Origin of the sequence: Sphingomonas sp. BK235, assembly GCF_004345855.1 — a bacterium.
Lineage (GTDB): Bacteria > Pseudomonadota > Alphaproteobacteria > Sphingomonadales > Sphingomonadaceae > Sphingomonas.
The window spans coordinates 1,185,568-1,210,427 of record NZ_SLXN01000001.1 but is presented as its reverse complement, the minus strand read 5'-3'; the positions used below and the strand labels follow the sequence as shown (position 1 = coordinate 1,210,427).

14 protein-coding genes, 1 tRNA gene, 1 pseudogene and 1 other annotated feature are annotated in these 24,860 nt (G+C 66.1%); of the genes and pseudogenes, 10 read left to right on the top strand and 6 right to left on the bottom strand.

Features of this window, described 5'->3' with window-relative positions:
* The first annotated feature begins 145 nt into the window (after window positions 1-145).
* From EV292_RS05485 to EV292_RS05460, 6 genes are all read left to right on the top strand, one after another.
* Window positions 146-222: transfer RNA gene (locus tag EV292_RS05485), tRNA-Met, on the top strand.
* A gap of 565 nt (window positions 223-787) precedes the next feature.
* Window positions 788-5,854, top strand: a complete 5,067-nt coding sequence (locus EV292_RS05480; protein ID WP_132908093.1) for a DEAD/DEAH box helicase — start codon at window positions 788-790, stop codon at window positions 5,852-5,854.
* On the top strand, window positions 5,851-8,622 hold the full coding sequence (locus EV292_RS05475; RefSeq protein ID WP_243693613.1) for a DEAD/DEAH box helicase: 2,772 nt from the start codon (window positions 5,851-5,853) through the stop codon (window positions 8,620-8,622). The genes EV292_RS05480 and EV292_RS05475 overlap by 4 nt, the downstream gene beginning before the upstream one ends.
* Window positions 8,622-13,115 carry an N-6 DNA methylase gene (locus EV292_RS05470; protein ID WP_132908092.1) on the top strand — a complete coding sequence of 1,498 codons (4,494 nt, stop codon included), beginning with the start codon at window positions 8,622-8,624 and terminating at the stop codon, window positions 13,113-13,115. The genes EV292_RS05475 and EV292_RS05470 overlap by 1 nt, the downstream gene beginning before the upstream one ends.
* 169 nt (window positions 13,116-13,284) lie before the next feature.
* Complete coding sequence (locus tag EV292_RS05465) at window positions 13,285-14,985, top strand: hypothetical protein (protein WP_165927024.1); 1,701 nt, start codon at window positions 13,285-13,287, stop codon at window positions 14,983-14,985.
* Between the two features lie 290 nt (window positions 14,986-15,275).
* Window positions 15,276-15,911: an HNH endonuclease gene (locus EV292_RS05460; RefSeq protein ID WP_243693612.1), complete on the top strand. Its 636-nt coding sequence runs from the start codon at window positions 15,276-15,278 to the stop codon at window positions 15,909-15,911.
* A gap of 140 nt (window positions 15,912-16,051) precedes the next feature.
* Here EV292_RS05460 and EV292_RS05455 read toward each other — a convergent pair whose 3' ends face one another.
* On the bottom strand, window positions 16,052-18,217 hold the full coding sequence (locus EV292_RS05455; protein ID WP_132908089.1) for a penicillin acylase family protein: 2,166 nt from the start codon (window positions 18,215-18,217) through the stop codon (window positions 16,052-16,054).
* 49 nt (window positions 18,218-18,266) lie between these two features.
* On the opposite strand from EV292_RS05455, the gene EV292_RS05450 reads away from it, so the two are divergent.
* Window positions 18,267-19,547, top strand: a complete 1,281-nt coding sequence (locus EV292_RS05450; protein ID WP_132908088.1) for an amidohydrolase family protein — start codon at window positions 18,267-18,269, stop codon at window positions 19,545-19,547.
* A 50-nt stretch (window positions 19,548-19,597) separates the two neighbouring features.
* On the opposite strand, the gene EV292_RS05445 is transcribed toward EV292_RS05450, so the two are convergent.
* From EV292_RS05445 to EV292_RS05430, 4 genes are read right to left on the bottom strand one after another with little or no spacing between them, the layout of a single operon-like run.
* Window positions 19,598-20,431: an alpha/beta hydrolase gene (locus EV292_RS05445; protein ID WP_243693611.1), complete on the bottom strand. Its 834-nt coding sequence runs from the start codon at window positions 20,429-20,431 to the stop codon at window positions 19,598-19,600.
* 23 nt (window positions 20,432-20,454) lie between these two features.
* Window positions 20,455-21,012 carry a transcriptional regulator gene (locus EV292_RS05440; RefSeq protein ID WP_132908087.1) on the bottom strand — a complete coding sequence of 186 codons (558 nt, stop codon included), beginning with the start codon at window positions 21,010-21,012 and terminating at the stop codon, window positions 20,455-20,457.
* Window positions 21,009-21,347 carry a hypothetical protein gene (locus tag EV292_RS05435; RefSeq protein WP_243693610.1) on the bottom strand — a complete coding sequence of 113 codons (339 nt, stop codon included), beginning with the start codon at window positions 21,345-21,347 and terminating at the stop codon, window positions 21,009-21,011. Before EV292_RS05435 ends, EV292_RS05440 begins: the two co-directional genes overlap by 4 nt.
* Window positions 21,332-21,928, bottom strand: coding sequence for an SDR family NAD(P)-dependent oxidoreductase (locus tag EV292_RS05430; protein WP_132908086.1), 597 nt, complete (start codon window positions 21,926-21,928; stop codon window positions 21,332-21,334). The genes EV292_RS05435 and EV292_RS05430 overlap by 16 nt, the downstream gene beginning before the upstream one ends.
* 92 nt (window positions 21,929-22,020) lie before the next feature.
* Between EV292_RS05430 and EV292_RS05425 the strand changes: the two genes are divergently transcribed.
* The 3 genes from EV292_RS05425 to EV292_RS05415 all read left to right on the top strand — a co-directional run bounded on the left by EV292_RS05425 (window position 22,021) and on the right by EV292_RS05415 (window position 23,632).
* A complete protein-coding gene (locus EV292_RS05425; RefSeq protein ID WP_207913341.1) occupies window positions 22,021-22,641 on the top strand; it encodes a hypothetical protein in 621 nt (206 codons plus the stop codon).
* A 76-nt stretch (window positions 22,642-22,717) separates the two neighbouring features.
* Complete coding sequence (locus tag EV292_RS05420) at window positions 22,718-23,299, top strand: hypothetical protein (protein WP_132908085.1); 582 nt, start codon at window positions 22,718-22,720, stop codon at window positions 23,297-23,299.
* Between the two features lie 69 nt (window positions 23,300-23,368).
* A complete protein-coding gene (locus EV292_RS05415) occupies window positions 23,369-23,632 on the top strand; it encodes a hypothetical protein (protein ID WP_132908084.1) in 264 nt (87 codons plus the stop codon).
* 778 nt (window positions 23,633-24,410) lie between these two features.
* Window positions 24,411-24,520: a sequence feature (AL1L pseudoknot), on the bottom strand.
* Here EV292_RS05415 and EV292_RS05405 read toward each other — a convergent pair.
* Window positions 24,422-24,747, bottom strand: a pseudogene (locus tag EV292_RS05405) (IS3 family transposase); the annotation flags it as partial. (Overlaps the previous feature by 99 nt.)
* Between the last annotated feature and the right edge of the window lie 113 nt (window positions 24,748-24,860).

The following is a 24,860-nucleotide window of genomic DNA, read 5'->3' as shown; positions in this document are numbered from 1 at the left end:
GACGTGAAACCCGACCGCGCCAATGGTACTACTGCCTAAGCAGTGGAAGAGTAGGTCGCCGCCAGGCATTGCAGCCCGCGCGTTGCACACCCATCTCGAACAAGAACCCATTCACACACACCGCTCTCCGCACAGGAGAGCGTGACGCGGGGTGGAGCAGCCCGGTAGCTCGTCAGGCTCATAACCTGAAGGTCACAGGTTCAAATCCTGTCCCCGCAACCAACAAATAGCCCGCGAGTCGAAAGACTTAGCGGGCTTTGTTGGGTCTGGGCTCCGACGCCACAAGACCGCCAGGTATCACGCAGGTAGCAGGCTGGGGCGAAAACATGCGTAGCCGATGCCGGCAGCGGCGCTGCCTTGCCGCCCCCGAGGCTGCGCACTCTTCCCTGTCGGTCCTCTTCTAAAATGCAGAATGCATTGTCCCGCCGCAAGCCAAGCGGGGAAGATCTGGTGGTGAGCGGTTCGTCTGGTTTGGGGCGCTCTGATGGCCATACTGGTCGCTCATTCAGGTCGCTTGCAGAGCCGCTAGGCGCTGGACAGTGCGGCGCGGTCTGAGGCACACAGTAGCCGCAAGGTTCGGTCGGTTGGGAGGGTGCATCGGGAGCCGAAGACCTAGAAGGTGCTATCCGGCGATGTCGGCCCCTCCGGCTTGCTGCCTCTGGCGCGGCGGCTGTTGAGACAATCAACGCGTCTATTAGGCCGGAGCTGACGTCGGACAACTCATGACCAGACGCCGAATTGCAACGGCGAGCTTCTCGCTTTGGCTCCTCTTCCCCTGAGTTTATCCATGAACGTCTTCGATCTCGATGCCGATTTGATCGCCCGCTACGAGTCGTTCGTCCGATCCTTCACTGAGGTCCGCGCGGATGATCTGAAGAAGCAGATCGACACGATCTACGACAGCGGTACGTTCTGGCCCGAGCCGCTCATCGGCCTGAACCCTCATTACCGACCAGGCGTTAACGTAAGCGAGCTGGTGACCAGCGGTGAGGCCGATCCAGCCCTCGCGGACGTCTTCGCGATAGGCGAGCCGCGCGCGCGGATCAGACTTCACCGCCACCAGGAGCAGGCGTTCCACAAGGCGCAGGCGCACAAGAATTTTATCGTCACGACCGGCACCGGCTCAGGCAAGTCGCTGTGCTTCTTCGTACCCATCGTCGATCGTGTGCTGAGGGCCAGGCGCGCCGGCGAACCGCGCCGCACACGAGCGGTCGTGATCTATCCGATGAACGCGTTGGCCAACTCGCAGCAGGAAGAGCTCGCCAAGTTCGTGGGCGAGAGCGGGCTGTCGGAGCGGCTTCGACCTACCTTCGCGCGCTATACCGGACAGGAAGGTGACGCGGAACGGCAGCGCGTCGCGAGCAATCCGCCCGACATCATCCTGACCAATTTCATGATGCTTGAGCTGCTGATGACTCGGCAGGACGATCTTGATCGTCAGGTGATCGGCAACATGACGGGCCTCGAGTTCCTCGTGCTCGACGAGTTGCATACCTATCGCGGCCGGCAGGGTGCGGACGTCGCCATGCTCGTTCGGCGCGTGCGCGAGCGTTTGGGTGCGCGCGACATGCTTTGCATCGGCACCTCCGCGACGATGGCGTCGGGAGACGAAGACGCGGGGCGGGTGGCGGTAGCCAACGTCGGCACGTCGCTGTTCGGTAGCATTGTGTCCGCCGACGACGTCATTACCGAAAGCCTGGAGCGCTGTACCGCGTTCGGCGGGGAGCCGACCAAGTTTGATGCCCAGTTGCGGGCTGCGGTGGAGGCTGCGGATGCACTGCCCACCACGGCCGAAGCGTTTCGGACCGATCCGCTGGCCGTCTGGCTCGAGCTGAACATCGGGCTGGAGGCGGGGGAAGCACTTCGCCGGCGAACGCCTCGGACCCTTACAAGCGCGGCAGAGATGCTCGCAGAACAGACCGGGTTGAAGGTCGATGCTTGTCGGCTCGCTATCCAGCAGCGGTTGGTGGCGATGAACGAGATGGCAGGTCCGCGCGGCGGCGCGTTCATGGCCTTCAAGCTGCACCGCTTCCTGGCGGGCGCCGGCCATGCACATGCGACGCTCGAACCCGCCGGCGCACGACGCGTGCAGCTGTCAGCCGAGAAGTTCGATCGCGAGAAGCCGGAGGCGCGGCTCTACCCACTCTTCTTCTGCCGTGAATGCGGACAGGAGGTCCATAGCGTCTCGGTCGAGCGGTCGGGGCAGGTGGTCGCCCGCTCGATCGACGTCGTGCCGCGCGATGAGACCGACGCGGATGGAACCCGACACGGCTTCCTGGTGCCCGATGCGAACGGCACGCTTGCGTTTGCCGGTGCCCCGGACGACTATCCAGACGACTGGCTCGAGCAGACGCCATCCGGCCTGCGTCTGAAACCCAGCCATAGAAAGAAGCATGAAGGTGAGCTGATCCAGCTCGGTCCTGACGGCTTGCCGATGACAGGCGGGGTCGCCGCATGGTTCTTCCAAGGCAAGTTCCGCTTCTGCCCGAACTGCCGCTATCAGCCTGCGAGCCAGGCTCGCGATATCAACAAGCTCGCCAGCCTCTCGGCCGAAGGGCGCAGCTCGGCCACGACGCTGATCACCACCGCGGCGCTCGACTGGATGGAGCGGGAACGGACGCCAGCGGAGGGGTACAGGCGCAAGCTGCTCGGCTTCACCGATAACCGCCAGGATGCGGCGCTGCAGTCGGGTCACTTCAACGATTTCGTGTTCGTCACGTTGCTGCGCGGGGCGATGTTGCGCGCGGTGCGTCGGGCAGGCGAGGAGGGCCTGGCACACGAGCAGTTCGGTGACGCGCTGCGCCGTGCCCTGGGGTTCGACCCCGAGAACCGGACGCGGCGGCAGGAGTGGATGCTCGACCCCGACCCGCGCGGTTTCGCCGCGCTGGAAGATGCCAAGCGCGCGATCAATCACGTGCTCGCCCACCGCCTGTGGAACGACCTGCGGCGTGGTTGGCGCTATACGAATCCCAACCTCGACCAGCTCGCGCTGATCGCGGTGCGCTATCCCGGGGTGGAGATGCTGGCCGCGGACGAGGAGCTGTTCGCTGGCGATTCGCGGCTGGCGTCCGCCTCGCCCGCAACCCGAGCGGCGATGTTCCGCTGTCTGTTCGACACGATGCGGCAGGGCCTTGCCATTGCCGCGGACGCGCTCGATCCCGTCGGGCTGGAGCAGATCGCCGAGCGGTCGCGGCAGTTCATCAAGGCGCCCTGGTCGATCGGGCGCGAGGAACAGGAGCGCGATCTTGCTCGTCAGGGCACGCTGGTCGTCGGCACCACGAGCGTGAACGAGCAGGGGCTGGTCAAGGCCTCCGCGCGGGGCGGGCTTGCCAAGACACTCGCCAAGGAGCTGGGCGGCCAGGTGCCGCTGGGCGAACGCGAGCCGCTGATCGAGGCGATGCTGGCCGCCGCCGAGGCGCACCAGATCGTCCGGCGCGTCGGTGCGGGTGGCTGGCGACTGGCGCCCGGCGCGATCCGGCTTCACGAGGGCGACGGCCACCCGAGAGCGGGCCAGGACAATCGGTTCTTCTCGGGTCTCTATGCCGATGTCGCCGAGCGGCTCGGCAACGCTGGCCAGCTGCCCTTCGCCTTCGAGGCGCGCGAGCACACGGCGCAAGTCGACAGCAAAGTTCGCGAATGGCGCGAAGATCGTTTCCGCTACGGCCAGAGCGATCGCGATCGGATCGCAGACGCGGCCGGCGACATGCGTGCGCGGGCCGAACGCACCGACTTCCTGCCGCTACTCTTCTGCTCGCCGACCATGGAGCTGGGCGTCGACATCTCGCAGCTAAATTTGGTCTACCTCCGTAACGCGCCACCCACGCCGGCCAACTATGCCCAGCGTGCCGGACGCGCGGGGCGCAGCGGCCAGGCGGCGCTGGTGGTCACCTATTGCGCGGCGCAAAGCCCGCACGACCAATATTATTTCGAACGGCGCGAGGCCTTGGTCGCCGGGATCGTGAAGGCACCCGCGATTGATCTTGTGAACGTGGACCTGCTCACGTCGCACATCCAGGCCGAGTGGCTGGCCGCAGCCGAGGAAGCGCTTGGCAAGTCGATTCCTGAAAACCTGCAGATGCAGGTTGCCGGTCACCCGGTGTCGCAACGATTGGTCGATGCCTTTGCGCGGGCGACGGCGGACGCTGCGGCGCAACGCCGCGCACTCGCAGTGGTCCGGTCGGCGTTGCCGCACGAGGAGGCGGAGGCGCTCGTTCGCGACCGGTGGCGGAGCGCCGGCGATCAATTCGCCCGGGCGTTCGACCGCTGGCGAACACTGTATCAGTCCGCCGTGCTGGAGCGTCAGGCGGCGAACGAGATTGCGCAACGAACCGGTCTGTCGGCGAAGGATCGTGCCAACGCACGGAGTCGTTACCTAGCGGCTGATCGCCAGGTGCAGTTGCTGGAAACGGGGACGAGCTCGTCCGGGTCCGACTTCTACGCCTATCGCTATCTCGCCACGGAAGGCTTCCTGCCAGGATACAACTTCCCGCGCCTGCCGCTCTATGCGTTCATCGATCAGGAGAAGTCATCGACGGTCCTGCAGCGGCCCCGCTTCCTGGCCATCGCGGAGTTCGGGCCCAACGCTCTCGTCTACCATGAGGGGAAGGCATACCGCTGCCATCGCGCCAAGCTGCCGGCCGGGTCGCGGGGCGAGGACAATTTGCTGGCGACCCGCACTTTCACCTGTTGCCAGACCTGTGGCGCGGCTCACGAGGAAGCGACGCAGGAGCTCTGCGTCGTATGCGGCGATATCCTGACGAGCGAGGGCCGACTCGCCGAGCTGTTCCGCGTCGAGAATGTCGACGCCACGCCCGGCGCGCGGATCACCGCGAACGACGAGGATCGCCAACGCCGCGGATTCGAGATCCGGACGGTGTTCCGCTGGCGCGGAGAGGGTGAACAGGTGTTGCTGCTCGGTGAGGCGGGCGAACCGCTCGCAACCCTCCGCTACGGCCCGCAGACGACGCTGTCGCGCGTCAACCTGGGGCTGCGGCGCCGGACAGCGAAGGAGGTCGTCGGGTTCGACATCGACACGGTCACCGGGCGCTGGCTGAAGAACGACGCCAAGGGCGAGGATGAGGGCGCCGACCCCAGGGGCGCGCGTCGCCAGACGATTGTACCGATGGTGGAGGATACCAAGAACGCGCTGCTGGTCCAGTTCGCGCCATCGCTTGGCCTGGGTGAGGAGCAGATGGCGACCATCCAGCACGCCCTGATCCGGGCGGTCGAAGCCGAGCACGTGCTGGAAACGGGAGAGCTGCTAGGCGAACCGCTGCCGACACGGGACAGGCGCAACGCCATCCTGCTTTATGAAGCATCGGAAGGCGGCGCGGGCGTACTGAAGCGCCTGATGGAGGACACGGCGCGTTGGCGGCAGCTGGCGGAACGGGCGCTCGAACTGATGCACTTCAAGCATCAGGACGGCGCCATCGTCGAAGATCCTGCGACCGACCCGTGTGTGGCGGGCTGCTACCGCTGCCTGCTCTCTTACTATAATCAGCCCGATCACGAGCTGATCAACCGGCAGGACGGCGCCATTGTCGCCCTGCTCGACCGACTGACGCGGTGCGATGCAGGGGGCGAGCCGGGAGGCGACCGACATACGACGGATGGCGATCCCTGGCTGACCGCCCTCGCTGACTGGCGCGCACCGCCGCCCGTGGCGGAGACGATCGACGGCTTGCGCTATCCCCTGTGCTGGCCGACGCTGATGGTCATGGCTGTAGCAGGGCGGGCACCTGCTTCGCTGGTCGATCGCTGCGCGGACCTCGGCCGCGATCTGATCGAACTGCCGACCATGCCCGGCGAGGCGATGCCGCCCGCATTGGCCCACGCCCTTGGAGTAGCTCTTTGATCCCCTCCCAGTTGCAGACCGGCGACCTGGTCACGGCGCGCGGTCGCGAATGGATCGTGCTCGGCAAGCCGGGCGACGGCCTTGTCCGCGTGCGTCCCCTGTCCGGATCGGAGGAGGACGCGATCGTGATCGCGCCCGCGCTTGAAACGGCGCCGATGGCGAGCGCTGCCTTTGGCCGGCCCACGACTGATCAGCTCGACACCCAGGATGCCGCCCGGCTGCTGGCCGACGCGCTGCGCCTGTCTCTCCGGCGCGGCGCCGGCCCTTTCCGCAGCGCGGCGCACCTGGGCGTCGAGCCGCGTGCGTACCAGCTCGTGCCGCTGCTCATGGCGCTCCGGCTCGAGGTGAAGCGGCTGCTGATCGCGGACGATGTCGGCATCGGTAAGACGGTGGAGGCCGGGATGATCCTGCGCGAGCTGATCGATCGCGGCGAGGTCGATCGATACACCGTTCTGTGCCCTCCCCACCTGGTCGATCAGTGGGTCGGCGAGTTGCGCGAGAAGTTCGACATCGACGCGGTCGCCGTCACCTCGGCACGCGCACGCTCGCTCGAACGCGGGCTCGCGCTGTCGGAGAGCATCTTCAGCGCCTATCCTGCGACGGTCGTCAGCCTCGACTACATCAAGGCCGAGGGCCGCCGCGACGAATTCGCCCGTGCGTGCCCGCCCTTCGTCATCGTCGACGAGGCGCACAGCTGTGTCGGCGGGAGCGAGAGGGGAACCCAGCAGCGGTTCGCGCTGCTCCAACGGCTCGCAGAAGATGCCAGCCGTCACCTGCTGCTGCTCACCGCGACCCCGCATAGCGGCGACCAGGACGCCTATGCTCGGCTGCTGAGCCTGCTTCATCCGGACCTCGCTCAGGGCCCGGCGTCGCCCGAGGCCAACACCGCGTACCGCAGGCGCCTCGCTCAGCATTTCGTGCAGCGGCGCCGGCCGGACATCGAGGATCAATGGGGCGACGCGCGCGCCTTCGCCAAGCCGCTGGCGACCGATGCGCCCTACACACTGGCGGGCAACCATCTGACGTTCCAGGAAGACGTGCTCGACTATTGCGTCGGCATTGCAACCCGTGCCGATGGCGAGCGGGCGCGCCGCCTCGCTTTCTGGGGCACGCTCGCGCTGATGCGGTGCGTCGGATCGTCGCCGGCCGCAGCCGCAACCGCACTCAGAAACCGGCTCGGCGGCCTGGCCGAGGAGGACTCGCTGGAGCCGGTCCTGTTCGACGCGGAGGACGGCGTGCTATCGGAGGTCGACGTGGAGCCGGCCACAGCGGTCGACGGCGAGGAGCGTGCAGCGCTGGATCGATTGATCGATGAGGCCGAGGCCCTCGCCGCCCGCCCCGCCGATGACCCCAAGCTTCGTGAACTGACCCGCCAGCTCAAGGCGCTGATCGACAAGGGCGCTCGGCCTGTCGTGTTCTGCCGCTTCATCACCACCGCCGAGGCGATCGGCACCGCGCTGGCGAGCACCTTCAAAAGACATCGGATCGAGGTCGTGACTGGCCGGCTCACGCCCGAGGAGCGGCGCGCGCGCGTCGAGGCCATGGCCGACGCTCCTGACCGGATCCTGGTCGCCACGGATTGCCTTTCGGAAGGTATCAACCTCCAGATGCTGTTCAACGCCGTGATCCACTACGACCTCAACTGGAACCCTACCCGGCACCAGCAGCGCGAAGGGCGGGTCGACCGCTTCGGACAGCCTTCACCCAATGTCTGGTCGGTGATGATATTCGGCGCGAACTCAATGATAGACGGGGCGGTCATCGAGGTGATTACCGAGAAGGCCCGACGCATCGCCAAGGAGACCGGCGTCGCCGTGCCCGTGCCCGAGGACTCGGCAAGCGTCACCAGCGCGCTGATGCAGGCCATGCTGCTGCGGTCGCAGCGTCCCCGCGCCCAGGGCAGATTCGACTTCGGCCAGGCCGAGCAGCAGCTCGCGATCGAGTGGCGCAATGCCGAGGAGACCGCCAAGAAGAGCCGCGCGATCTTCGCGCAGGGCGCACTCCGGCCGGATGAGGTCATGCCCGAGTGGCAACGGCTGCGTTCGCTGAATGGCGGTCCCGCTGAGGTGGAGCGGTTCACCCGGCGCGCGCTGTCACGGGTCAATGCGCCGCTTGGCGCTGTCGGGGATCATTGGCGCGTCCACTACGACCGGCTTCCCGAACAGCTCGGCGAGCGACTGAAGGCCCGCGGGCTGGCGGGCACGCGCGCGATCACGTTCGACGACATGCCTCAGCCCGACATCGCGCATGTGGGACGGGTGCACCCATTAGTCGCGATGCTGGCCGAGAGCATGGCCGAAGGCGCGCTCGATCCGGGCGGAGTGCAGGGCGAAGCGCCGCTGGGCCGCGCCGGTGCCTGGCGAATGCGGAGCGTCGCGCGGGTGACGACGGTGGTGCTGATGCGGCTGCGCTTCACCCTGGTGACGAGCGGGCGCCGCACATTGCTGGCAGAGGAGGCGACCGCCCTCGCCTTCGCCGGTTCTGAGCAGGTGGCGAGTGGGGCCGGGGCGCTGAAGTTGCTAGAAGCTGAAGCGTCGGGCAACCTGGACCCATCGGTGATCGCGCGTCAGGTCGACCAGGCGTTGGGTCGGCTCGACGGCTACGAATTCGCCATCCGTACTCACGCGGATGCGCGCGCGGCCGAGCTCAGCCACGATCACGACCGGGTCAAGGCCGCCACTCGCGGCGAGGGCGCGACGACGCAGGTGTCGCCCGTGCTGCCGGCCGACATCATCGGCCTCTACGTCCTCGTGCCGGAGGCGAACTGATGGCGCGGGCAGCACGCGTCCCTGAGCTGGGCCTGGAGGCGATCACGATCGAGGGCGGGCTGATCGCCCCGGAACAGGTCGCGCGGATCGCCGCGACCGAGCGCAACGACCGCACCGCCGCGGACTATGACAGCCCCAAGGGCGTCCGCCTGGGCGACGAGATCGCACGCTATTTCCGCATCGGCCAGGCGATCTGGCGCGATTACAACCGGGTCGAGCAGCCGACCATCACCCAGACGGCGCAGTTCGCGCGCGACCTGCTGACGCAGGCGTTCGGCTTCACCGACCTCGCCGGTCCGGCCGAGCACCGCGACGGGTCGCGCCGCTACCGCATCGCCTGGGAGGCCAAAAGCGGACGCGTGCCGGTGGTCGTCGCTGCGCCCGTGCCTGACGGCGAGGGCTTCACCAAGGCTCTCCCCGAGTTCGGAGACGGAGAAGGCGGTCGCGCCCGCCGATCCCCCATCGTCCTGTTGCAGGACTGGCTCAACCACACCGACGCGGCGCTGTGGGGTCTGGTCTTCGCCGGCGACCGCGTGCGGCTGATGCGCGACAATGCCAGCCTCACCCGCGCGGCGTGGATCGAGGCAGACCTGGGCACGATTTTCCGCGACGACATGTTTGCGGACTTCACCGCCTGGTGGCTGCTGACGCACGCCAGCCGCTTCGGAGCCGCGGGCACCCCCGCCTCCGCCGCGCCGCTCGAGCGCTGGCGCGAGGAAGGGCTGAAGCAGGGCACAGCCGCACGCGAGCGGCTGCGCGAGGGCGTCGAGAAGGCCTTGCGGGAGCTTGGCCAAGGCTCGGTCGACGCCAATCCGGCCATCCGCGATCGGGTCGCGGGTGATCCGACCGCGATGACCGCGCTGTTCGAGGAACTGCTGCGCACAGTCTATCGCCTGATCTTCCTCGCCGTCGCTGAGGATCGCGACTTGCTCCACCCGCGCGCTACCGGGCAGAAAGTACGCGACCTCTACGCCGCCAATTATTCGTTTGGCTTCTGGCGTGATCGCGCCGCGCGCCGCGCCGCCTATGATGCGCACCACGACGCGTGGGAGGGCATGAAGATCACCATCGCCGCGCTGGAGCACGGGCAACCCGCGCTCGGCCTGCCGGCGCTCGGTGGCCTGTTCGCGCGCGCCGCCACGCCGATCCTGAACACGGCGCGCGTCCCCAACCGGCGCTTTCTGACGGCGGTCCACAGTCTGGGCTTCATCACCGTCAACTCCGCGCTGACCCGCATCAACTGGCGCGCGATGCGGACGGAGGAGCTGGGCAGCGTTTATGAGAGCCTGCTGGAGATCCGCCCGCGACTGCTGCCCGACGGCACGTTCGACCTGGACTCAGGTGCCAGGGGCAACGCCCGCAAGACCAGCGGCAGCTATTATACCCCCGACAGCCTGGTCGAGACGCTGCTCGACTCCGCGCTCGATCCCGTCCTTGCTCAGGCCGAGGCGAACGGCGGCGTCGACGCGATCCTCGACCTCAAGGTCATCGACCCCGCATGCGGCTCGGGCCATTTCCTGCTCGGCGCCGCGCGGCGCATGGCAGACAAGGTGGCGCAGCTGCGCAACCCCGACGCGCCCGACACGCAAGCGGCGCTGCGCGACGTGGTTAGCCGCTCAATCCACGGCGTCGACCGCAATCCTATGGCGGTCGAGCTCGCTAAGGTGGCGCTGTGGATCGAGAGTGTTTCTCCGGGGCAACCGCTCGGCTTCCTCGACGCCAACATCCGCTGCGGCGACGCGCTGCTCGGCGTGATCAGCCTCGAGGCGCTGGAAGAGGGCGTGCCCGACGAGGCGTACAAGCCGCTGACCGGCGACGACAAGGCGGCGGCCAAATACTACGCCCAGCAGAACAAGGCGGCAAAGAAGGGCCAGGGTCAGTTCGACTGGTCGGGTGGTACGGGTGCGATGCCACCCCGGCGACTCGCCTCCAACCTGTCCACCATCCGCCGCATGCCCGAGGATACGGTCGGGCAGGTCGAGAAGAAGCGCCAGGCGTTCGAGGCGTGGCGCAACGACCCCGCGCGCTACGCAACCCGCGTCGCCTGCGACCTCTACACCGCCGCCTTCCTGCTGCCCAAAACGGCTGTGCCGCTCAATGGCGGCCGCCACACCGTGCCGACGACCGCGGAGGTGCGGACGCGGCTGTCGGGCGGGCAGGTCTATGGACCGCTGGAGGCCGCCGCGGTCGACGCCGCCGCGACCGCCCGGGCGCTCCACTGGCCCCTCGCCTTTTCCGACGTGATTGTCGAGCGCGGCGGGTTCGACGTGGTGTTGGGCAATCCGCCATGGGAGCGCATCAAGCTTCAGGAGCAGGAATATTTCGCCGGCACCCCCGTCGCTGACGCGCCCAACGCCGCCGCACGCACTCGCGCCATCGAGGCGCTCGGCCGCGCCGAGCCAGGCACGGCCGACCGCGTGCTCTACGATCACTTCCAGATCGCCAAGCGCGTTGCCGAAGCCATGAGCCTGTTTGCGCGCGTGCCGGGCGATGCGGGCGGGCGCTTTCGCTACACCGGCACCGGCGACGTCAACACCTATGCCCTGTTCGCCGAGCACTTTCTCAACCTGACCCGCGAGGGTGGGCGGGCGGGGATCATCGTGCCGACCGGGATCGCGACCGACGCGACCACAGCGCCGTTTTTCGGCTATCTGGTGAGCAGCGCGCGACTGGTTCGGCTGTTCGACTTCGAGAACAGCGCGCCGCTGTTCCCCGGCGTCCATCGCAGCTTCAAGTTCAGCCTGCTGACCATCGGCAGCGGCGTGCGCGAAGCGGAGTTCGCCTTCTTCCTCACCGATCCCGCGCAGCTGGAGGACGCACGCCGTCGCTTCACCCTCTCCCCGGCCGAGATCGCCCGCATCAACCCCAACACGAAGACTGCCCCCGTCTTCCGCGCCCGCGCCGACGCCGAGCTGACAGCATCGATTTACAACCGCGTGCCGGTGCTGATCGATGAGGTGAAAGGGGCGGCGGGGAACCCGTGGCGGTTCGATTACATGACCAAGATGTTCGACATGGCGGATAGCAGTGCGCTGTTCCGCAATGCTCGGGAACTGGCCACCGATGGCTGGGAGCGGAGCGGTACTGATTGGGTGCGACCGCAAGCCGAAAGGCCGGTTGCGCCCGCTCTAGCGCTCAGCGGTGGTCGGGACGCAGCGCATCTAGACCTATCAACCGGCAGCGCGGAGACGCCCGATCGGCGTTATGTACCTCTGTACGAAGCCAAGATGATCCACCACTTCGATCATCGGTGGGCCACCTTCCCCAGCGATGGTGGCTCGGATGCGAGCCGGGACGTGTCACTTGCGGAGAAGCAGGATGCCGCATTCGAGCCCACACCCCGCTATTGGATGGAGCAATGGCGCGCGAAGGAGCGCCAGGCGACAAAGGGTTGGCGACGTGGCTGGCTGATCGGCTGGCGCGACATATGCCGCGCGACCGACGAGCGGACCGCGATAGTCGGCATCTATCCCGCGTTTGCCATTGCGCACACGATCCGCAATCTATTCGTCGATCACTCGGTAGAGACATCTTCCGCGCTCTACGCCAACATTTGCAGCCTAGCGCTCGATGTCGTCGCCCGTCAGCAGGTCGGGGGCACACACCTGACCGTCGAGATGGTGAAACAACTCCCCATCCTCCCTCCTGCCGCCTACACCGAAGCCGACCTCACCTTCATCGTCCCGCGCGTCCTCGAACTCACCTACACAAGCTACGCCATGGCCTCCTTCGCGCGCGATCTGGGCTATGACGGACCACCCTTCGCCTGGGACGAGGACCGCCGCGCGCAGCTCCGCGCCGAGCTCGATGCCTGGTACGCGCTCGCCTATGGCCTATCGCGCGACGAACTGCGTTACGTGCTCGATCCCAAGGACGTAATGGGCGCCGACTACCCGTCCGAAACCTTCCGCGTCCTCCAGAACAACGAGGTGAAGCGCTTTGGCGAATACCGCACCCGCCGCCTCGTCCTCGCCGCATATGACGTTCTCGCTGCCGCGCCACCCGCCACGGCCGAACTGGCGGACGGAACGTGGGAACGGCGGATCGCCGATGAGCTGGACGTCCGGCTGCTGATGACGGCGCTGGTCCGCCGCATGCGGGGGCGGACGCCAGTAGCGGATGTGCTCCGTGCCTTCGTGCTGGCCGCTCGTCCTGAGCTGCTGGCCGGGCTTCTGCCGGACGCGCAGCGCGCCGAGTGGCGACGCCTGGTCGGGTCGGACGCGAACGCGCCAAGTAACGTGGTCGGCATCGGCGCGGCCTATTTGTCGAGGTTCCGGGAGGCTCGCGCCAAGCTGCCACCGGACGCGCTCTGCTTCGACGCAGCCGCGGGAACATGGGATCGGGGCGCATCCATCTACAGCCTCAGCCTGCCACCTTGGGCTGTGGGGCGCGCCGACTTCGTCTGGTACGCGCTGCGTTTGATCGACACCGGTATAGCCGCCGCAGCGATGACAGAGGAGGAACGTGACTTTGTCACCCGGCTCGCAGCCTGATCTCTTTTCATCCGACGTCGGTGATCTTCGGCCCTCCTCTGAGCGAGCCGGACCGCGGCTTTGGGTCCGCCGTCTCGTGCTATGGGAGGAGCCGGGACGCCTTATCCGTGATGTGGCGTTGCGGCCTGGACTTAACATCATCTGGACGCCCGACGAGGCAGACGGACGCATGGGCCATGGTGGCGGCAAGACCAGCCTGTGTCGCCTGCTGCGCTACTGCCTAGGGGAAGACAGCTTCGGCACGGATGCTCAACGACAGCTGATCGGGACGGCAATGCCCGATGCGGCAGTGGGCGCCGAGATCATGTTGGACGGCGAACCCTGGGTCGTGGTGCGACCGCTCGGCTCGAGTCGGCGTCATCTGGCTCGTCCAGGCACAGGGCTGGACGCGGCGTTCATAGGCGATATGGCGGATACAAGCATCGCGCCGCTCCGCCGAGCAATCGCGGCTAATGTGCTGGGTGATGCGGTGACTCACCTGCCTGTCACCAACGCCGACGAAGCTTGGGAAGCGTCGCTTGCTTGGTTCAGCCGTGACCAGGAATGTCGCCTCCTCGACGTGCTAGACTGGCGCGCGGCAGAGACGCGGTCGCGCTCGCCGGTACGACACCTCTCGACAGCCGATCGGCTCGCAGTGGTGCGCCTCCTTCTCGACGCTCTCACCCCCGCCGAGATCGACGCCGCTCGACGTGCAGCGGGACATGCGGAGGAGATCAAGCGGGCGATGGGGCGTCGCGAACGTATTTCCTGGGTGCGCGACGATGTCGGACGTGGGCTGGAGGCAACATTCGGGGGCGACCCAGCCGAACCTGCAACACCCAGCTTTTGGTCCCGAGAGGCGCGAGCGCTGTTAGAAGCGGAAGATCCTGAGATTGAGCGAACGGCTCAGGACGCTGAGCGGCTCGTGGAAGAGCAGCGTACAGAGGTGACGCGGATCGACAAAGACCTAGCAGTCATCGCAGCAAAGCGCGACGTATACGACCAGACATTGAAGGCCGTCGGCAACGATCTACCCCGCGCCGAGCTGCGCCTAAACGATGCACTAAACCCGCACTGCCCGACCTGCTTGCGGGTGATCCCACCAGAGTCGATGCAATTGATTCAGGAGAGGCAAGCTGAGCGGGACAGGCTCGATGAGCTAAGAGCGGGAACGCAGCGCGACCGCCAGGCGCTGCAATTGGAAGAGAGCCGCCTCAAGCTTGCCTACGCAGCGGCCGAGCAGGAGCTTGGCCGACGTAAGATCGCCAGCGCTGATCTGATGACGCGGGCGCGGCGCTTTGCCGAAGCGAAAGGTAACGTGACCGTCACAGTGCGTTATCGCCGCTATGGTCCCGAGATCCAGGCTGTAGAGCGCGAAATCAAGCAAGTAGAGGCCAACGAGGCGGCCGCGATCAGAGAAGTTGCGGAGTCGCGCAAGGCATCGACGAGCACTATCGAGCGTTTATCAGCGCTATTCGACGCGACAGTGCGGTTCTTGTTGGCAAATGACGCGCACGGAAGGATTGTACTCGATGAGAAGGGCTTGCGACCTGAGGTGACGCGGCACGGAGCCCTGACCGCCGCCGCTGTGCAGTCGCTCAAAGTGGTCGCATTTGATCTCGCGTCTCTGATGCTTTCCATGGAGGGAGCCACACGGCTGCCGAACTTCTGGATCCACGACAGCCCGCGCGAGGCAGATCTCGGCTTAAACCTGTACTATCGCCTGTTCGATCTTGCGCTGCAACTGGAGGAGCTGACGCCTACGCCGTTGTTTCAATACATCGTCACGACGACCACTGCGCCGCCAGAGCGTTTACAGGCAGAGCCTTGGCTCAGGCTCACGCTTAGCAGCAGCCCGGCAGCAGAACGGCTGTTCAATCGTGACCTGTAGAGAGCAAATTCAGCTGATGACGCAACCTCGGCCGCTCGGATGATGGCTTACTCTGCGAGACGACAGGTCGGGACAGAAGTGGTAGTCCTCGTGTTGGTGAGCGATCGCGGTTCGGAGCGCTTTTCACTCGATCCGCTAGCGTGGGTGCTGTGGCGCTGAGCACCGCCGATCGCCTCCGCCCGCCTACCTTGGGGCTACGTTCCGAGCTAGTTGAGGCGGCGTGGAACCACGGCTACCGCTCTGAGCGGGGCGAGGCGGACGGGTGGCTCTACTTCGCCTCTGATATCGGAGTGCCGGGCGAGATCGGGCTGGCTGTCGCGGCGAAAGGGGCCACCTGGTTCTTGGCAGTCGAGCATGCCGGCGTCGCCGTTGAGCTTACGGCCGAACCCGCCTTGCCCATCCCCGCCGGCAAGCGCGCCGCCTTCCGCTTTGCGAGCTCTTCGATGTTGCGGGAGGCGCTCCACCGGGCTTACGATCTCGCACGAAGTCTGCCCTCCGCGCCCCTGGCCGAGTTCGAGGCTGAAGTCGCCAGCTTGGGTGCGACGGAAGCCGAAGTGCTGGTCCGCCGGCGCATTGGCCAGGATATCTTCCGCCGCGCGCTGATGCGCTACTGGGACGGGCGCTGCCCGCTCACCGGGATTACAGAGCCGGCGCTTCTAAGAGCCAGTCACATTGTCCCGTGGGCGGAGTGTCTCAGCGACGCCGAGCGACTTAATGTTCATAACGGTCTGCTGCTCGCCGCGCACTGGGACGCGGCATTTGACTCAGGGCTAGTTAGCTTTGGCGATACTGGTGAAGCGCAGTTTTCGCCAGCGCTGGGTGAGGCTGCACTCAAGGCGTTGCGAGCGGACATGACAATGCCGCTCCCGCTCACAATCGAACATCGAAACCGGCTCGCCCGTCACCGTCAACGGTATGGCTACTGAAAAGCTTTCAGGTCCGGCAGCGTCATACCAGCGAATTAGCTTTCGGGGCGACATGAACAAACGTCTCAAAATCGAACCGGCGGCGGGCACGTTCAACGACCGCTTCTGGGTCGAAACGACCGATGTGTCAGTTTCGAAGCCTACTTCGCGCCCGGATTGTATCGCCGCTCAACGTGCCCCGCGAGTTCGTCCGGGTAGAAGTAGACCGGGCGCAACCGGCCCGTGGCGTAGCGATCGATCTGGTCGGCGAAATGCGGCGACGCCGGATCGCCGCTTTGTCCCCCGGCCATGATCGCGCTCGCCTTGACCCGCGGGCCGAACTCCACGACCGCGACGAAGCTGTTCCCGCTGGTGCCGTAATAGCGTTTGGTGCCCGGCCAGGCTTTGGCGCCGAAGGACGCAAGGCTGCCCCACTGCGCCGAGGTGAAAGGGACAGCAGTCGAGGGCCGCGCATCGTCGAAGTGCGGCTGTAATGCGTCATCCAGCCGCTGGAAGCGATTGATCGTGCGCCACGGTGTTCGCCAGGTGCCGAAGTCGCGCGACAGTCGGGCGGTAGCGGCTTCGAACGCGGCAAGCCGCGTGGCGGCGTCGACGCGCGTGGCGATATAGTCCGGCACGTTCCTCCGCTCCGCCTGCGCGAAGCTGCCGACATCGCGCCAGAGCTGATCGCCCCAGAAAACCGCGAGGCTGGTGGCGATAGAATCGTAGCTCCAGCGATAGTCCCAGCGCGACAGCGTCGCGATCGGTTCGGCCAGCGCGCGCCGCCGCGGGTCGGTCGCCGGCAACGACTGCCACGCCGAGACCAGCCCCGGGATGAGCCGCGCAAACGCAGGCAGATACGGATCGTAGGCGGCGGCGCGCAACCGCTCCGGCGTCCAGCCGCGCTTCCCCGTCAGCAACAGGTCGGCATGCTCGCCGCGGGCGTTGCCGCCGACCTGATCCATGTAGCGCGGGTAATCTTTCGCTTTCGGGCTGTCGGGACCCGCAGCGCTCCACGGCCAGTCGTTGGTGTTGTTCGCCCAGCCCACGCGCGGGTTGATCACGCTCGGCAAAGTGGGGAGGGCGTGCAGACCGCGCCAGTCGGTCGCGGGATCGCTGCCGTCCACCGGCCGCGTATAGTCGAAGCGGTCGTCGCGAAGCGGCATGAACTGCGGCATAAGGAACGCGATCTCGCCCTTGTCGTCGGCAAACAGCGTGTCGTTCGACGAATTGGCCCTGCGTTCGGCGATCTCGAGATAAGCGGCAAGGTCGGTGGCCTTGGTGCGCAGCCAGCTTTGCTCGAGCGCCGGGATCGGACGCCACATCAACGCCGTCGCGATCCAGCGGCCGTCCTTTGCCGCCACGATCGGGCCATTATGGGTGCGCCATGTGGTGAAGCGGCGCTCGCCTATGCTGCCATCGGCCCTGCGGAAACGGATCGAGACTTGGCTGGCCGTGACTGGTCGAAGCTCGCCGCCGTAGCGATAAACCCAGCCATCTCCGCGCCGCGTCACCGCCTCTTCGAATTCGTCGACGTTGTCGACGGTCGAGGAAGTATGCATCCAGCCGGCATGCGCGTTGAAGCCCTGGTAGACGAAGAATTGTCCCCAGGTGCTGGCACCGTAAGCGTTCAGGCCCTCGTCGCTCGATACCTGAGCTTCCGAGCGAAAATAGAAGCTGGTGTGCGGATTGATGAGCAGTAGCGCATGGCCATCACGCGTCAGCTTGGGCGCGATCGCGATACCGTTCGATCCGGACGGCTCGCGCGGGATCGCGCCACGTTCTTCGGGAGTCGGCGGGGTCGGCTGACCGTAGAAGGTCTTCAGGTCGGACAGCGAGATCCGCTCGGTATCGCCGCCGATACTGCCCTCGGTGAAGCTCAACGCCATCCACGGCTCGAAGCGCGTGATCACGCGTGGCTTCGTTCCGGGGTGCGTCGCCAGGTAGAAGTTGAGCCCGTCCGCCCATGCGTCCATCAGTGCGCGCAGCCATGCCGGGCTGGCGGTATATTGCGCGCGCAGGTCGGCCGGATCGACGAAAAGGCGCTGGCGCAGATCGGCCCAGACCGCTTCCTCGCCGTCCGCCTCGGCCGTCCGCCCGAGCGCGGTCAGGTAATTCGCCTCCACGCGCGCGAAATCATCCTCGGCCTGCGCGTAGGACATGCCGAACACCGCATCGGCATCGCTTCGTCCATGGATATGCGGGATGCCCCAATCGTCGCGCGTGATCGTCACCCGCGCCGCTTCCGTTTGCCAGCGACGGCCTTCCGTCTCGGGCGCGCTGGCGGCCGAGGTCAGCATCATCGCAAAAGTGAGCGGATTGCGCATGCGTTCGAGTAGCCTATCCAAGACGCGGGTCTAGGGCGGGGTGGAAGCAATGGCCATGCGTTGGCTGACGATCGCGGCGATGCTGCTGCTGTGTGGGGCGAATGCGCCGTCGCGGGAGATCGCGCCGGCTGCTGCTCCGATCGTGTTACGACCCGCCCGGGTGTTCGACGGGGTGGATGGCAAGGTTCATAGCGGCTGGCAGGTGCTGGTGCGTGGCGACCACATCGTGGCGGTCGGCCCCGATCTCCCGGCCCCGGCGGGTGCCCGTGTCATCGAGCTTGCCGGCGATACGCTGATGCCCGGCATGATCGAAGGGCATGGTCACCTCTTCCTCCACCCCTACGACGAGGCGAGCTGGGACGATCAGGTTCTTCACGAGCCGCTGGCGTTGCGGACCGCGCGCGCGGTCGCCAATGCACGCGCGACGCTGCGCGCTGGCTTTACCAGTGCGCGTGATCTGGGCACGGAGGGCGCCGGCTATGCGGATGTCGGCCTGAAGCAGGCGATTGATCAGGGGATCGTCGAGGGGCCGAGGCTGAGCGTCGCCACGCGCGCGATCGTCGCGCTCGGCGCCTATGGTCCCAAAGGTTTCGAGCCCGGCGTCGTCATTCCGCAGGGCGCGGAAGAGGTGTCGGGTACCGAGCAGATGGTCGCCGCGGTCCGGCGGCAGATCGCCGCCGGTGCCGATTGGGTGAAGCTCTATGCGGATTATCGCTGGCGCGCTGGCGAGGACGCGCGGGCGACGCTCAGCATCGAGGAGATCAAGGCCGCGGTGGCGGCGGCGCATGATGCCGGGCGGCCGGTCGCGGTTCATGCCTCGACCGCCGAGGGCATGCGTCGCGCGGTGGAAGCGGGCGTCGATACGATCGAACATGGTTATGGTGGCACGCCCGCGATCTTTGCGGCCATGGCGTCGAAAGGCATTGCATTGTGCGCGACGCTCGCCGCTGCGGACGCAAGTGCCCGCTATCGAGGTTGGAACGGGGCGGAGCCGGCGCCGGCCGCCGTGCGCGCCAGCCGGGAGAGCTTCCGCCGGGCGCTCGGGGCCGGTGTGCCGATCTGCATTGGGGGCGATGTCGGGGTCTTCGCGCATGGCACCAACGTCCGCGAGCTTGAACTGATGGTGGCGGCGGGCATGACGCCGTCGCAGGCCTTGGTGGCGGCGACCTCCGGCAACGCCCGCTGGATGCGGATTGGCGATCGGCTTGGATCGGTAAGGCCAGGCATGCTTGCCGATCTGGTCGCCGTTGCCGGTGATCCGACGACTGACGTCGCTGCGCTGCGTGCCGTCCGGCTCGTTCTCAAGAACGGCGAACTTGTCGCGCCCTGATCCTCCGACGCTGATCAACGCGCATCGCCCCGCATCCGCCACGGCAGCGCTTATCCCGTCACGCGCCTGACGAAGGCTGACACATCCGCGAGCACCGGCGCACGCCCGCGGAAGGGGCGGGCGAGCGCGAGCAGGATGCCGACGTGACCGAGCTTTGAATAGGCGCGGACCTCTTCAGGCACGCCGCCCGCCCGCAGTTTTGCTGCCAGCACCCGGCTGTTGCGCGGTTGCACGACGGTGTCGTCGGTGCCGTACAGCAGCAGCGCCGCGGGGTCGCCCGCACCGGCCCATCTGACGGGCTGTGTATCGGAGGGGTGAGGCCAGCGTCCGAACGCCGCGCGGCTCGCGGCGACGTCGAAGGGAGCAAAATCATAGGGTCCGGCGAGCCCAACGAGGCCCTTCACCGCCGCGCGTTCATCGCCGAGCCAGCGCGGGTCGACCGCCAGCATCGCCGCGATATAGGCGCCGGCGGAATGCCCCATCAGCACCACCGCCTTGCCGTTGCCGCCGTGCTCGCCGGCATGCGCCATCGTCCACCGCACCGCCGCCGCGCCATCCTCGACGAACGCGGGATATCGGACCGCGGGGACCAGGCGATAGTCCGGCACGATCGTCACGAACCCCTGCGCGGCGAGCGCCCGGCCGACGAACGCATAGCCCGCGCGCGTGCCGCTGTTCCAGCTTCCGTCGTAGAAGAAGACCACCGCCGGGCGAGGTCGCGTCGACGGGGCACGCGGCGCGTAGACATCGAGGCGCTGGCGTGGGTCGGGGCCGTAAGCAACCTCCCGCGCGACGAGTAGGCCGCCGCGGTCCTTCGGGACCAATGCGTCGAAGGTGGTCAATGGCGAGCAGGCCGCGACAAGCGCGCCGAGCAGCACGGCCATGCGCGCGCGCGCCGTCGGACGGCTCATGCGCCGGCGCGCGCGGCAGCGTAGGACAAGGCGTCGTCGCGCACCTTTCGCCACAGGTCGCATTCCGCCTTCGCATCGGCCAGCGCGCGGTGCGCGGGCGCGTCGCTCTTGGTCGCATTCACGCGCGCGACAAGGTCGCGGACCGTCGTCGTCAGCTCGTGTGCCGGAACGACCTCGCGCAGGATCGCGGCGGCGGTCTCGCATAGCGCCACGTCGGTGTCCTGCAGACGCAGGGCATGGCGGGGGAGGGCGGCGGCCCGCAGCACCGCGCTCATCCACTTGCCGTCCCACGACGGCGCGCTGGCGAAAAGCGCGTGGCCGGACAGCGCCTCCATCATCCGGCCCGCGACAAGCTCGTGCGCGGTGCCCTCGTTGACCAACGTCTCGCGCGCGATGCCATGGATCCATTCGGCGTCCGGGTCCCAGTCGCTCCAGCCGGGTGCCGGTGCGATCAGATAGCTTTCGCACCGGCCGTCTTCGAACACCCACGCCACCTCGATCGGATAGCTTCGATCCGCCAGCGAAGACGCTTCGAAGTCGAGGAACACGTTCACTGGCCCTTCTCCACCTTCGCGTACCACTCCGCATAGCCGGTGTTTCGCGCCATATGGCGGTTCAGGTCCGGCGTTCCGTCGGTCCACCAGACCGGCCCACGCTCGCCGAGCTCAACCTTGGCGGCATCGACGCGCGCGCGCGCTTGCCGGAGCGACGCTTCGTCGTCGTTCCGCAACGCAACCTGCATGGCGCGGCGGGCGGACATGAGCTCGTCGACCAGTGCCTGTCGCACGTGCGGCGCGAGCGATGGATTGCTCCGGCGCCATAACCGTCCGCGCGCGATGATGTAGCGCGCGTCGGGCGTGGTGAAGGGCGCGGTTATGCCCGCCGCCACCGCAGGACACCCAGAACAGCCAGCCCGGCCGTGGCCGCGACGCCCACCGCCGCTGCCTTGCGCCGCCGGTCGGGATGACGTCGACCGCCCTCGATCCCGCTGACGCTCCCGGGCGGGTCGAACAGCGCGCCGCTGCTGTCCGGACCGGCCTCCGCCTTGTCGGTCCAGCGATCCATGAATCCGTTCATCATCGCTGCCGAAAGGTTTGGGACGAAAAAATGACCGACCTTCATCGCTACGGCAGGCGCGCCGACCACCGTGGTGTTTCGCGGATGATCGGCAAGCCGCACAACTGCCTTGGCCACCGTCTCCGGCGCAAGCGCGCCGGGCGGAAGCGACAGCTTCGCGCCCGTGTAATTGGCGGCATGGTCGATGCCGGGTGTATCGACGAAGGTCGGGTATACGTCGCAGACGTGGATGCGCGGATGCTTCGACAACTCGCCGCGGAGCGCCTTGCTGAAGCCGCGCAGCCCGAACTTGCTGGCGGCATAGGCTGCCGCATAGGGCGTTGCGACGAAACCGCCGACCGAAATCATGTTGACGAACGTGCCATGATCCTGCGCGAGGAAGATCGGCAGCACCGCAGGGGATCATCGGCTTGGTCAATCGGGGTGCACCTCGCACGCCGGAGCAATGGGGTGCATTACGCGCATGGGGCTGGTCCGCGAGCCGGTTGCTCGATTATCTCGGCACGCGCCCAGAAGTCGACGTTGCGCACGTCGGCATCGAAGGCGTGTCACGCTGGGGAAAGGCGGCGCTGGTCACCGCCGCGCTCGACGAGCGCTTCGCGATGGTACTGATTGGATCGTCGGGGGAGGGCGGGGTCAAACCGCACCGGCGAAACTTCGGTGAACAGGTCGAGAACCTGACAAGCATCGGCGAATACCGCTGGATGGCGGGCAATTTTCTGAAGTACGGGACGGAACGCGGACGCCTCGGTCGCAAGACCGCCAACGATCTGCCGATTGAATCACATGAGCTGTTGGCCCTGGTGGCGCCGCGACTTGCCTTTGTGAGCTACGGGGTACCGGAGCAGGGTGATGCCAACTGGCTTGATCAGCAAGGTAGCTACATGGCGACGGTAGCGGCGGCGCGCGCGTGGTCCCTGCTTGGCCGGCGAGACCTTGGTCGTGGAACCGATTACCGCTCGGCGATGCTTCCGCCCCAGGGCACCAATTTGCTCGATGGTGAGCTTGCCTGGCGGCAGCATGAGGGCGGCCACACGGACGGGTTGAATATGGCCTATTTTCTCGACTGGGTGGATCGCAAGATCGGACGCGGACGGCATCGCTGAGGCGTCGTCAAGCCGACCGCTGTCGTTGGTGGCCAGCAACCATTTTGTAAGAGCATGCTGTAGGTGGAGAAGGCCGTTGAAGATCAGAGATTTCCTACTGCACGTGGGGCTCCAAGAAGCTGAATGGGGGGATTGGCTGAAAGTTAAAGATGCAAAAGGTGAGAGCGAGGAGGTTGTGCTTTCTAATGGTCCTTCCGAGCGAATCCTCGAGTTCCGTGTTGTGCCAGCCGACGCCGGCTATGCTCGAATGTGCGAGTTGAAACATAAGATGGCCGAGAAAATCACCTCGGTGCTGGAGGGCGGCGACTGGAAAGTGTCTGGTCGGCTTGGTTCGCCAAGCACGCGGCAGGATCTAGAAGAAGAGGATTGGGCCTCGGCCGCGTTTGATTTCGTCGGTAATCGCCTGGGAGGATACACGCATATCGACTTCAGGCGCGTTTCGACTGAGGATCGTACTGAAAATCTCAAGCGCTTTATCGAAATTGTTTGTAAAGTAGTTAGACCGGGGACCGTTCTCAATAAGGGGGTGATAGAGGAACTCGCACAAGCGTTATGCGGTGATCAATATCAAGCCAAGGCATTCATTCGAGCTTGGGAGAAAGCCTCCATCTCGCCGGACTATAAGAAACCAGGTCGTCGTCGAATAATCGAAACTTGATTAGAGGGTGTTTAAGTCGCGTTTTCGCGTCTCTTTGGGGTTCCTCGACAACCTACGAGGACCCACGGAATGGCCGACCACATTACCAACAACCGCGGCGAAAAGCCGCTTGATAGCGCTCCCGCCGCCGAGGCTCGGAAGCGGGCCGCAAGTCCTTTTCTGACCGGGAGCGAACTCGCTCGGCGGTGGCAAATGAGCGTGCGTACATTGGAGGGCTGGCGATCACCGCCGCGCAAGGTGCCTTTCATCAAGGTCTCCGGCCGAGTGCTGTACCGCCTTACGGACATCGAGCGGCTTGAGGTCGCCAGCGAAACGCACCCGTCGCAATGGTAAGCTCATCGCCTACGAGCCGCCCACTCGGGAAGCGTCCGCTCCCCTCGCATCCTCTTGATCTGGCATTTGGCCTCGACACTGGGAACGACAAGGCAAACCATATGCTGCTGCACATGGCCCGTCTTGGGAATCGGTCGCACCGGTGCTTTGCGTCCCAAGCCAGATTGGCGACCCGCTGCGGATTTAGCGTGAGCACCGCGTCGCGAGCGATCAGCTATCTCGTGAAGCACGGGTACATAAAGCAGATCTACGAGCATCCCCGACGCCGCCAGACCAACACCTACGAGCTGTTGATAAAGCTGTGGATAACTCAGCGCTCGGTGCCGGTGGTGGCACAATCCGATCAGTCAGGATGCTGTAGGGATACCCTTCAAGTTGACCGACAGAATCATAATCATGAATCAGGAAGAAGGCAGAAGTGTGCATCCGAGGGTGTCAGGAGCTTGGGAGAGCTCCTGCCCAAAACCCTTGAGCGCGCCAGAGACACCGCTCGGAACAGGTGAAGAAAGAGGGAAGGGAGAAGGGGGAAGGAAGAAGGGAGGGGGGCGCAAAAGGCCTGAGGCTTTCAGCCGGACACCGGCGTAGGGCATTTTTTTGTGCATGGGCGAAATTTCACTTGGGGTATCGCCCCCATCTGCGCCGCATATGTGAGCCGAAAGCGTCTGTAGGTAGAAGGCGGTAGAAAAGAAATTTCTCGATTGCGGACTAAAGGGTAAAAAGGCGCAGGAGCGGCCTTCAGTGTTTAAACAACAAGCCAGGGTTGGGACTTTCAATGACACGAGCGATTCCTCGCTGGATCGGCTCGCCCCCGCACACGTCACGGTGTGCGTCGATGAACGACACCATCACCTCGCTCGGCGGTCGAGCTCCGCCATCGCAAAATATGCACACGCCTTCCTGAGGATCTCGTTGGCTTGGCGCTCTTCGCGGTTCTCCCGATCAAGTGCCTTGATCCGGTCGACGACGTCGCTCGGCACTCCGGCGCGCATGCCGCTATGGACCTCGGCCTTCTTCACCCATTCGTGAAGCGTCAGCCCCGCGCAGCCGATCTTCGCCGCGAGCGACATCAACGCGGACCAACGCGCCGGGTAATCCTTCTTATGATCCAGCACCATGCGCGCCGCACGCGCACACAGCCGTCTGGCAGCCTTTGCGCCTTCGGACGAACCTCCGAGCGTCGCCAAGTTCCTCAAGTGGATGGCGTCCTAACTGGCGGCATGAGACGCAG

What these genes read in the sequence shown, in the direction of transcription:
- EV292_RS05415 (WP_132908084.1), top strand. Translation starts at nt 23,369, where the DNA reads ATGGCCGACCACATTACCAACAACCGCGGCGAAAAGCCGCTTGATAGC.
- EV292_RS05480 (WP_132908093.1), top strand. Translation starts at nt 788, where the DNA reads ATGAACGTCTTCGATCTCGATGCCGATTTGATCGCCCGCTACGAGTCG.
- EV292_RS05465 (WP_165927024.1), top strand. Translation starts at nt 13,285, where the DNA reads ATGGGCCATGGTGGCGGCAAGACCAGCCTGTGTCGCCTGCTGCGCTAC.
- EV292_RS05445 (WP_243693611.1), bottom strand. Translation starts at nt 20,431, where the DNA reads ATGGCCGTGCTGCTCGGCGCGCTTGTCGCGGCCTGCTCGCCATTGACC.
- EV292_RS05450 (WP_132908088.1), top strand. Translation starts at nt 18,267, where the DNA reads ATGGCCATGCGTTGGCTGACGATCGCGGCGATGCTGCTGCTGTGTGGG.
- EV292_RS05455 (WP_132908089.1), bottom strand. Translation starts at nt 18,217, where the DNA reads ATGCGCAATCCGCTCACTTTTGCGATGATGCTGACCTCGGCCGCCAGC.
- EV292_RS05470 (WP_132908092.1), top strand. Translation starts at nt 8,622, where the DNA reads ATGGCGCGGGCAGCACGCGTCCCTGAGCTGGGCCTGGAGGCGATCACG.